This is a genomic window from Grimontia sp. AD028, assembly GCF_000973155.1.
Taxonomy (GTDB): domain Bacteria; phylum Pseudomonadota; class Gammaproteobacteria; order Enterobacterales; family Vibrionaceae; genus Enterovibrio; species Enterovibrio indicus.
In genome coordinates this window covers 26507-36651 of sequence record NZ_LASY01000079.1, presented here as the reverse complement: position 1 = coordinate 36651, position 10145 = coordinate 26507, and the positions used below count along the sequence as shown (strand labels likewise).

At 50.0% G+C, this 10145-nt stretch carries 9 protein-coding genes; 8 read left to right on the top strand and 1 reads right to left on the bottom strand.

The window, feature by feature from the left end; all coding sequences use genetic code 11:
- Window positions 1–188 precede the first annotated feature (188 nt).
- The 7 genes from hutI (at window position 189) to RN22_RS17460 (ending at window position 7923) form a co-directional block, all read left to right on the top strand.
- On the top strand, window positions 189–1400 hold the full coding sequence (hutI, locus tag RN22_RS17490) for an imidazolonepropionase (RefSeq protein ID WP_046306216.1): 1212 nt from the start codon (window positions 189–191) through the stop codon (window positions 1398–1400).
- Entirely contained in the window at window positions 1390–2406 is a 1017-nt protein-coding gene (gene hutG / locus RN22_RS17485) for a formimidoylglutamase (protein ID WP_046306214.1), read from the top strand. The genes hutI and hutG overlap by 11 nt, the downstream gene beginning before the upstream one ends.
- Window positions 2403–4097: a urocanate hydratase gene (hutU, locus tag RN22_RS17480; RefSeq protein WP_046306213.1), complete on the top strand. Its 1695-nt coding sequence runs from the start codon at window positions 2403–2405 to the stop codon at window positions 4095–4097. The genes hutG and hutU overlap by 4 nt, the downstream gene beginning before the upstream one ends.
- 13 nt (window positions 4098–4110) lie before the next feature.
- Window positions 4111–5643, top strand: a complete 1533-nt coding sequence (gene hutH / locus RN22_RS17475; RefSeq protein WP_046306210.1) for a histidine ammonia-lyase — start codon at window positions 4111–4113, stop codon at window positions 5641–5643.
- A 175-nt stretch (window positions 5644–5818) separates the two neighbouring features.
- Complete coding sequence (locus RN22_RS17470; RefSeq protein ID WP_002540112.1) at window positions 5819–6682, top strand: fructosamine kinase family protein; 864 nt, start codon at window positions 5819–5821, stop codon at window positions 6680–6682.
- 68 nt (window positions 6683–6750) lie between these two features.
- Window positions 6751–7401 carry a hexitol phosphatase HxpB gene (gene hxpB / locus RN22_RS17465; RefSeq protein ID WP_002540113.1) on the top strand — a complete coding sequence of 217 codons (651 nt, stop codon included), beginning with the start codon at window positions 6751–6753 and terminating at the stop codon, window positions 7399–7401.
- A 318-nt stretch (window positions 7402–7719) separates the two neighbouring features.
- The gene (locus RN22_RS17460) at window positions 7720–7923 is read left to right on the top strand and encodes a CPXCG motif-containing cysteine-rich protein (RefSeq protein ID WP_039850230.1); all 204 of its coding nucleotides are present in this window, start codon (window positions 7720–7722) and stop codon (window positions 7921–7923) included.
- 75 nt (window positions 7924–7998) lie between these two features.
- On the opposite strand, the gene RN22_RS17455 is transcribed toward RN22_RS17460, so the two are convergent.
- Window positions 7999–8610, bottom strand: coding sequence for a riboflavin synthase (locus RN22_RS17455; protein WP_046306207.1), 612 nt, complete (start codon window positions 8608–8610; stop codon window positions 7999–8001).
- 154 nt (window positions 8611–8764) lie between these two features.
- Here RN22_RS17455 and RN22_RS17450 point away from each other — a divergent pair, with 154 nt between their 5' ends.
- The gene (locus RN22_RS17450; protein ID WP_046306205.1) at window positions 8765–10135 is read left to right on the top strand and encodes an MATE family efflux transporter; all 1371 of its coding nucleotides are present in this window, start codon (window positions 8765–8767) and stop codon (window positions 10133–10135) included.
- The last annotated feature ends 10 nt before the right edge of the window (window positions 10136–10145 follow it).

Here is a 10145-nt window from a genome sequence, read left to right as displayed (position 1 = left end):
GGCGGCACACACCTCGCCGCGCCTAAAACGCTTATAGCGAGAACAAAATTTAACCACCAAAGGTCAACAGCCCCTAAAAGTGGCCGCTGAACTTTACACCCTCGATCACAATTTAATAACAACTGATCTTGTCATCGCCCTCTTATTTGTCTATACATTTATATATACAAATAAAGAGCGCAGTAAAAATGAAGAAGATGTTCACGGATTGTCGTCTTGTTTCAATGGATACAGACGTCATTCGTACCGAGGGATACCAAGTACGCGACAACCATATGATTGCTGTCGAAAATGGCAGTATCGTTGCCGTGGGTGAAAACCTCTCTACCTCCGGTTATCAAATGGTTTCGCTGGAAAACCGGTTAGTTACGCCGGGGCTTATCGATGCGCATACCCACATCATTTTTGCTGGTGACCGCTCTGGTGAATTTGAACAACGCTTGCAAGGTGTTCCCTACGAACAGATAGCAAGAAACGGCGGAGGTATTCTTTCTACCGTTAAAGCGACCCGTGAGGCTTCAATTGAAGAACTCGTCTCTTTGGCGCTTCCACGCGCTAAAGCTCTAATGCGTGACGGCGTCACAACCATTGAAGTCAAAAGCGGATACGGACTGACGGTCGAGCATGAAATCAAGATGCTCAAAGCAGCAAAAGGGTTAGAGCAAGAGCTGGATGTAAATATCACCACCACGCTGCTTGGCGCACACGCTTTGCCGCCTGAATTCAAAAACAACAGCGACGGTTACATTGCTCTGGTGTGCGAAGAAATGATCCCTGCAGCGGCTGAATCGAACCTTGCTGACGCCGTCGATGTGTTCTGCGAAGGCATCGGCTTCTCGCCGGAGCAAATGGCCAGAGTGTTCGAGGCTGCGCGAAGCCACGGATTGCAACTTAAAGGTCATACTGAACAACTTTCCAATTTGGGTGGCAGTGCGCTCGCCGCCGAAATGGGCGCACTTTCCGTGGATCACATCGAATATCTTTGCGAAGAAGGCGTCAAAGCACTCGCTGAAAACGGCACTGTCGCCACCCTGCTTCCCGGAGCGTTCTACTTCTTGCGAGAAACCCAAAAGCCCCCCATTGACTGGCTGCGTCAACACAATGTCCCAATGGCCATAGCCACTGACTTCAACCCTGGAACGGCTCCCTTTGCAAGCCTGACTCTCATGATGAATATGGCATCTACCCTATTTGGGCTGACACCGAAAGAGAACCTTTACGGCGTGACCCGTCATGCTGCAAAGGCGCTGGGACTGAATAAAAAAGGACAAATAGCCGCTGGATTTGATGCTGATTTCGCCGTGTGGGATTTAACATCTCCAGCACAGCTCAGCTATCAAGTGGGCCTTGCGCCACTTCATGCGCGCTATCTGAAAGGAGTCAAAGCCAATGACGATTGATATGAGCGTCTGGCAAGGCCGGACAGATCCAGAAGATGGCGAACGCGGTCTCCGCTTTCACCAAAAAGTGCAAAGCGCAGACGAAGCAAATCAGCCCGGCTGTATGTTGATTGGTTTCGCTTGTGATGAAGGCGTGTCTCGCAATAAAGGCCGAGTTGGGGCGTATTCCGCACCTAACGAAATCCGTAAGATGCTTGCAAGCTTGCCGTGGCACCATCACGCACTCCCCCTCTTTGATAGTGGCGATGTATGCTGTGATGATCATGACCTTTCTAAAGCGCAGAAACGACTAGCAGACAATATCTCTGAGGCAATGCGCCAAAAACACTTTCCTTTGATCTTGGGCGGCGGGCACGAAGTGGCATGGGGCTCGTTTCAGGGTTTGGCAAATCACTATCTACAGAAAAGCCCCTCGGACATCCCCAAGATCGGCATCATCAACTTTGACGCACATTTTGATCTCCGCACGCCCTCTGGCAATGCACTCAATGGCAGCTCAGGTACACCGTTTTCACAAATCGCAGAGTTCTGCCATAACCGCCAATGGGCATTTCATTACGCTTGTCTAGGTGTAAGCCGTGCCAGCAACACTCAAGCGCTATTTGATAAAGCTGAAGACCTCAACGTTCTGGTTGTCGAAGACACGGATTTCACCACCGCCACGCTCGCCATCGTCGAAGATCAACTCAGCACTTTTATCTCTGAAATGGATGCCCTTTACCTGACCATCGACATTGATGTTTTCCCTGCCGCCACGGCGCCAGGAGTAAGCGCCCCTGCTGCACATGGCGTCGATTACGTTCTGGTGGAACACCTAATTCGCCATATAGGCAAAGCCAAAGATAAACACAGCTTACCCAAATTGAAGATTGCCGATATCGCGGAGCTGAACCCGCGCTATGACATAGACAACCATACCTCTCGACTTGCTGCCCGTCTGGTTTGGACGATTTCGCGCAGCCTTGCTGACCATCTGGTCACCGAAAACCAAGGAGTGAAACAATGAATGACCCACGTCTCGATCTGTCACGCACTATCAAAGTGCCGACAGGCACAAAGCTGACGGCAAAGTCTTGGCTGACTGAAGCGCCGCTTCGAATGCTGATGAACAACCTGCATCCTGACGTGGCCGAACACCCTCACGCTTTGGTGGTTTACGGCGGTATTGGACGCGCAGCGAGAAACTGGCAGTGCTATGACAAAATCGTAGAGGTGCTTAGCCGCCTGGAAGACGATCAAACCCTGCTGGTGCAATCCGGCAAACCTGTAGGTGTTTTCCCAACGCATAAAGATGCCCCTCGCGTATTGATTGCTAACTCTAATCTGGTCCCCTATTGGGCGAACTGGGAGCACTTTAATGAGCTAGATAAGCAAGGTCTAGCCATGTACGGCCAGATGACTGCGGGTAGCTGGATTTACATTGGATCCCAAGGCATCGTTCAGGGCACTTACGAAACCTTTGTTGCCGTCGCCAATAAGCACTTTGGCGGAGAAGCGAAAGGACGCTGGGTGCTCACCGGTGGCCTTGGTGGCATGGGAGGCGCGCAGCCTCTGGCCGCAACCATGGCCGGCTTTTCAATGATCGCGGTTGAATGTGATGAAAGCCGAATCGATTACCGTCTACGCACCGGATACGTGGACAGAAAAGCCACCGATTTGGATGAAGCGCTCTCCATCCTTCAACAATCAATCGATGACAATAAGCCACTCTCCATTGGCCTGCTTGGCAATGCGGCGGATATCTTCGCTCAACTTGTCGAGCGCGGTATTACGCCTGATGTCGTCACTGACCAAACCTCTGCTCACGATCCGTTAAATGGCTATTTGCCTCAGGGCTGGACTATGGAAGATGCAGCCGAAAAGCGCAAAGAAGACGAGGCCGCCGTTGTTGACGCAGCGAAAGCATCAATGGCAGAACAAGTCAAAGCTATGCTCACACTGCAGTCTCGCGGCGCAGCGACGCTGGATTACGGCAACAATATTCGCCAAATGGCTCTGGAAAAAGGCGTCGAAAATGCATTTGATTTTCCGGGCTTCGTTCCGGCGTATATTCGTCCTCTTTTCTGTCAGGGTATCGGTCCCTTCCGTTGGGCTGCACTGTCTGGGGATCCAGAGGATATTTATAAAACCGACCAGAAAGTCAAAGAGCTGATTCCAGACAACCCTCACCTCCATAACTGGCTGGATATGGCGCGCGAACGCATTCAATTCCAGGGATTGCCTGCACGTATTTGCTGGGTGGGCTTAAAAGACCGCGCACGCCTTGGTTTAGCTTTCAACGAAATGGTGAAGAATGGCGAGCTGAAAGCGCCGATTGTGATTGGTCGTGATCACTTAGATTCAGGCTCAGTAGCAAGTCCAAACCGCGAAACCGAAGGCATGATGGATGGCTCTGACGCCGTATCCGACTGGCCACTGCTCAACGCCCTGCTCAATACCGCGTCGGGCGCGACATGGGTATCGCTGCACCATGGTGGCGGTGTGGGCATGGGCTTCTCGCAACACTCTGGTGTGGTGATCGTGTGCGACGGTACAGATGAAGCAGCAAAACGTGTAGGACGCGTCTTACACAATGACCCTGCCACCGGTGTGATGCGCCATGCAGATGCCGGATACGGTATCGCGATAAACTGCGCAAAAGAACAACAACTTGACTTACCTTTGCTCGACCTTCCAAACGTTCCGGTCAAGCAGTAAGGAGCTAATAATAATGAATAAACTAACGCTCATTCCGGGTGCGCTAACACTCAAAGATCTTCGCCTTGTCAGCCGTGAACCTACGCAGGTTAAGTTTGCCGAAGGCGTCGCCGAGACCATGCAGGAAAGTGTTGATACCGTTGCCAGCGTGCTTGATGAAGGCCGTGTGGTTTATGGCATCAATACGGGTTTTGGCTTACTCGCCAATACTCGCATCGAACTGGAAGACCTTGAAACGCTGCAGCGCTCGATTGTGCTTTCCCATGCGGCGGGCATTGGCGAGTTTATGGATGACGCCACCGTACGCCTGATGATGGTACTGAAAATCTCAAGCCTTGCCCGCGGCTATTCCGGTATCCGTTTTTCTGTGGTTGATGCGCTGGCAAAGCTAATTAATGCCGAAGTATTCCCTTGTATTCCTAAGAAAGGTTCTGTCGGTGCGTCTGGCGACTTGGCTCCCCTCGCCCACATGAGCACGGTATTATTAGGTGAAGGCCAAGCAAGGCACAAAGGTGAAATCATTTCCGGCGCGATGGCGCTGAAAATTGCTGGGTTAGAGCCAATCACGCTTGGTCCAAAAGAAGGATTGGCACTGTTGAATGGCACGCAAGCCTCAACCGCTTTTGCTCTGGAAGGCTTGTTTGCTGCTGAAGATCTTTTCGCTTCTGCCACCGCGTGCGGTGCACTTTCCGTTGAAGCGGCATTAGGCAGCCGCCGCCCGTTTGATCCACGCATTCATCGCGTACGTGGTCATCGAGCGCAAATGGATGCCGCAAACGCATATCGTCACCTGTTGGACACCAGCAGTGAAGTTGGCGATAGCCACCAAGGATGTGAAAAAGTGCAGGACCCCTACTCCCTGCGCTGCCAGCCACAAGTGATGGGCGCATGTTTACAGCAAATTCGACATGCTGCTGACGTACTCGAAGTCGAAGCTAACTCAGTATCTGATAACCCGCTTGTTTTCTGTGATGATGGCGACATCATTTCCGGCGGTAACTTCCATGCAGAACCCGTTGCGATGGCGGCAGACAACCTCGCCTTGGCGATTGCAGAAATCGGTAGCTTGTCCGAGCGACGCATGGCGCTGCTTATCGACAGTGGATTAAGCAAGTTGCCTCCGTTTCTTGTCGACAATGGCGGCGTCAACAGCGGCTTTATGATTGCACAGGTCACCTCCGCCGCGTTGGCCAGCGAAAACAAAACGCTCGCCCACCCAGCATCAGTAGACAGCCTACCCACATCAGCAAACCAAGAAGATCACGTATCCATGGCAACCTTCGCAGGGCGTCGCCTGGCGGAAATGGCCGACAACACACGAGGCATTCTGGCCGTCGAGATCCTCGCTGCGTGTCAGGGGTTAGACTTCCGTGCACCGCTGAAAACATCCCAGCGCTTAGAGCAAATCAAGGCAGAGCTCAGAAGTCACGTTACCTTCTATGATAAAGATCGCTACTTCGCACCAGATATCGAGAAGGCAAACGCTCACCTCAAAGAAGCCAGCCACAACAAATACATGCCAACGAAACTGTTACCCAGTTTCTAGTTTTTGTTGACCGTATTTCGTTCTCTAACGCCCCGTTTTTACGGGGCTTTGTCTTATTTTCTCCAAAATTCAAAAAACCGACACAGATTGTGGGATTAGACACATATCACTCCCAGTGAATTGCGCTACTATTTTGTTATCACACCAATTTTCATCGTCATGAAGAGGTGCACTTATGTGGCATTCGCTCTCAGTTCAGCTTTCGCTCGCTCTGGGTCAGCAGTTTGAAGTCGAAGAAAAAACGCCCATCGATGGAGGTGACATCAACGAGTGTTACGCCATTACCAGTGGGAATATGCGCTTCTTTGTGAAAGTGAATTCACGAGACAATTTGCCTGTGTTCGAGGCCGAAGCCGAAAGCCTTCGTCACCTCGCGAATAGCGGTGAAGTCTCGATCCCTCAGGTCATTTATCTCGGCATTATTAAAGAAAAGTCGGTGTTGGTGCTGGACTACATTCCGATGAAACCTCTTGACAGTGAAAACGCCTATCTACTCGGCAAGGAGCTGGCGAAGCTTCATCAATGGGGAGAACAACTCGAGTACGGCTTTGATATTGATAACTTCATTGGCACAACGGAGCAACGGAACAGTTGGCATCGGAAATGGGCGAATTTCTTCGCTGATCACCGTATCGGTTTCCAGCTTCAGCTGGCAGAAGAAAGAGGCATGTCATTTGGTGATGTAGAAACCATTGTCGAAGCAGTAAAAGAACGACTGAACGGCCATCAACCGAAAGCCAGCCTTGTGCATGGCGATTTATGGAAAGGCAATGCGTCATCAACCATGAATGGGCCAATTGTGTATGATCCTGCCTCTTATTGGGGAGATCGTGAAGTCGATATTGCCATGACTTATCTGTTTGGTGGATTCCCAGAAGCGTTCTACGAAGGTTACGAAGAGGTGTGGCCACTCGATGAAGGATTTGAAGACCGGAAAGACCTCTACAACCTTTACCATATGCTCAACCACTGCCTACTTTTCGGCGGTCCTTATTTGGCTGAAACCGAGGCGCTGATCAACAAACTTGAGCTGATTTGATTTTCTTGTGTAGACATCATCGTTCAGAATAAGGCGCTTTGGCGCCTTTTTCTTTTTTGGGAGCTCTCATGATCCAAGCAGCTATTTTCGACATGGACGGCCTGTTGGTCGACTCAGAACCCTTTTGGCAAGATGCACAACTCGCCGTACTACAAGGTCTTGGGGTAACACTAACCCGTCAGGACACCATTGATACCACGGGCATCCGCATAGACCAGATTATTAAGCATTATTATAAAACCCAAGGTTGGGAAGGCCCTTCCTGCGAGGAAGTGTGCGACATGATCCTCGACAAAGTGATTGAGCTAGTTTCGATTCATAAACCGATGAAGCCAGGCGTAATGCACGCACTAACGCTCTGCAAAGAAGCCAACCTGCGCATTGCCCTTGCCTCTTCTTCACCGCTAAAACTGATCAACGCGACGCTGGAAGCTTTGGGTATCGAAGCTTGGTTTGAACAATGCCACTCTGCAGAGCATTTGAAGTATGGCAAGCCTCATCCAGAGGTCTATCTGAACGCCGCAGAGGGCTTAGGCATTGCCCCGCAAAACTGCGTCGCTTTGGAAGATTCTTTTACTGGGCTATTGGCTGCAAAAGCCGCCCAGATGCGCACAATTGTCGTGCCAGAACATGAGGTTGCCGCTCAAGAACGCTGGGTGATCAGCGACGTCAAACTTACATCGCTGGACGAATTAAGCATCAAAATGTTGGAGGCTTAATCTCCAAAATCAGGGCAAAATGTCGAGTTTTGCCCTACTGTTTCACTCCCTTCTTGAACGACACTCACAGAACGTAACTTACACTCACACTCTGTAATAAATTCTTACGTATCCCAATAAGAATGCCGGATACAACTGTAACGAACTATATCTCAACCCAATAATTCAACGGGATTTCCGGCGCTCGGTCATACTTTGTTCTTATTTCACTGAGCAAACATTCTTGGCTTCTTAGAATGGAAACACATGAGCACAAGAAGAAACAGCTATCTTTTCTTCGTCATGTTATTGGCTCGCAGTTCAGATAGGGAGTTGAACATGCAAAATTACACTGAAAGAGGGATCGATTGTCCGCACTGTGGACACAGGATTCGCATTACTTTGGATACCAGCGGTGGTGATCAGGAATTTTATGACGATTGCCCAGCATGCTGTAACGCTATTCACTTGAATCTCATCATCGACTCTCAGCACAAAACCATCAACTTATTCGTAGATGCTGACGACGAGCAGATTTTCTAAAATATTCAGGCAGTCGATACTAGAAAAGCCAGCAGTTGCTGGCTTTTTCATTTCTACGTAATCAGTGAACAACACTTAAGCTTGTTTGGCAGCAAGTACCCTTTCAACGGTATCAACCACCGCCTGCGTTTGCGGGTCAACTTCAATGTTCACCCTGTCCCCTTTCGCACGCCAGCCCATATTGGTGCGCTGCAGGGTTTCGGGGATGAGGTTAACGCAGAAACGATTATCTTCAACCGCGCCGATAGTCAGGCTAATGCCATCAATACCGATGTAACCTTTATCGAAAACGTACTTGGAGATATTTGCCGGCACTTCAAACCAAACTTGACGGTTGTTCTCTGATTCGATGACATCAACCACTTCCGCGGTGCACATGATGTGACCAGACATAGAGTGCCCGCCAATTTCATCTCCAAACTTGGCCGCTCGCTCAAGGTTCACCTTGTCGCCTTCCTTGACCTCGCCAAGATTGGTCAGCGCCAATGTTGCTTGCATCAAGTCAAACCACACAAGGTCTCCGTCAATTTTAGTTACCGTCAAACAACAACCGTTATGGGCGACCGAAGCGCCAATTTCCAACCCTTTTCGCATCACATCATTCATGCGGAGCGCATGACTCTGAAAGTTAGTCTTTTTTTCTATTTGAATGATTTCTGCGGTGGTTTGAACAATACCTGTAAACATAACGATTCCTGATAACAGCAACTGGCTGTGTTAATAGTGAGGCAAACAAAAAGCTAAATCTTGTGTAATTCACAAAAGTATCGATTGTGGCCGTCCTTTGCAAACGTATAATACAACTCCTTTTCAGCCTCACTTTTCTTTTCCGGAGTTATAGGTGCAAAACTATCGCCTGGAAGCCAAATCCATCATTAAATTGGGGATCCCTGTCTTCATTGCGCAGCTCGCGCAAACTTCCATGGGCTTTGTCGATACGGTTATGGCTGGTGGCGTTAGCGCTACCGACATGGCTGCCGTCGCCGTTGCAACCAGTGTTTGGTTGCCTTCTATCCTGTTTGGTATTGGTATCCTGTTAGCGATGGTTCCGATCATCGCACAGTTAAACGGCTCTGGCCGTCAAGCAAAGATCCCCTTTCAGGTGCAACAAGGCGTTTACATGGCATTGATGCTGTCAGTGCCTATCGCACTTGTGCTGTACAACGCCGGTCACATTGTTAACTACATGGAAGTAGAAGCCGCATTAGCCGAAAAAACCATTGGTTATCTCTATGCGGTCATTTTGGCGGTACCTGCATTCCTGCTGTTCCAAGTGCTTCGTAACTTAGCAGAAGGCATGTCACTCACCACACCGGCAATGATCATTGGCTTTATCGGTCTGGCTGCGAACGTTCCCCTTAACTGGATATTTGTTTACGGTAAGTTCGGCGCACCTGAACTCGGTGCTGTGGGTTGTGGTGTAGCAACCACCATTGTTTACTGGTTGATGCTCATTTCGATGTTCATCTACATCAAGCTGAACAAACGTCTTCAGCGCGTGAACGCGTTTGCTGACTTTTCAAAACCAGACTTCCCAGCGTTATGGCGCATTTTCAAAATGGGCCTGCCAGTGGCAGCTGCGATTTTCTTCGAAGTGACTCTATTTGCAGTGATTGCCCTTCTCATCGCGCCACTGGGTTCGACGGTCGTTGCGGCACACCAGATTGCAATTAACTTCTCTTCGATGATCTTTATGTTGCCGATGAGCTTGGGTACCGCTGTGAGTATCCGTGTTAGTCACCAACTTGGCGAGAAATCGACAGAGGGAGCAGCCCGCGCCGCCAAACTTGGTATTCTGATCGGATTAAGCACAGCCATGATTACCGCAGCGCTGACGGTAATTTTCCGCGAACCCATTATCCACCTTTACAACAGCAACCCAGAAGTGGTTGCCATCGCGGCTAACCTGATGCTACTCGCAGCCATCTATCAGTGTACCGACGCTATTCAGGTCGTTGCGGCCGGTGCGTTACGCGGTTACAAGGACATGCGTGCCATCTTCGAGCGCACCTTTGTCGCGTACTGGATTCTCGGCGTGCCGATTGGCTACGTACTGGGTATGACAGATTGGATTGTGGAACCAATGGGTGCATATGGTTTCTGGGTAGGTATTATTATCGGTCTCACTTCAGCCGCAATTTTGCTGGGTATTCGCCTTCGCTGGATTCGCAAACAACCGGATGAATTCCAGCTAGCAATGGCAGAGAAATAATCATCATCCC

What these genes read in the sequence shown, in the direction of transcription:
- hutI (WP_046306216.1), top strand. Translation starts at nt 189, where the DNA reads ATGAAGAAGATGTTCACGGATTGTCGTCTTGTTTCAATGGATACAGAC.
- hutG (WP_046306214.1), top strand. Translation starts at nt 1,390, where the DNA reads ATGACGATTGATATGAGCGTCTGGCAAGGCCGGACAGATCCAGAAGAT.
- hutU (WP_046306213.1), top strand. Translation starts at nt 2,403, where the DNA reads ATGAATGACCCACGTCTCGATCTGTCACGCACTATCAAAGTGCCGACA.
- hutH (WP_046306210.1), top strand. Translation starts at nt 4,111, where the DNA reads ATGAATAAACTAACGCTCATTCCGGGTGCGCTAACACTCAAAGATCTT.
- RN22_RS17470 (WP_002540112.1), top strand. Translation starts at nt 5,819, where the DNA reads ATGTGGCATTCGCTCTCAGTTCAGCTTTCGCTCGCTCTGGGTCAGCAG.
- hxpB (WP_002540113.1), top strand. Translation starts at nt 6,751, where the DNA reads ATGATCCAAGCAGCTATTTTCGACATGGACGGCCTGTTGGTCGACTCA.
- RN22_RS17460 (WP_039850230.1), top strand. Translation starts at nt 7,720, where the DNA reads ATGCAAAATTACACTGAAAGAGGGATCGATTGTCCGCACTGTGGACAC.
- RN22_RS17455 (WP_046306207.1), bottom strand. Translation starts at nt 8,610, where the DNA reads ATGTTTACAGGTATTGTTCAAACCACCGCAGAAATCATTCAAATAGAA.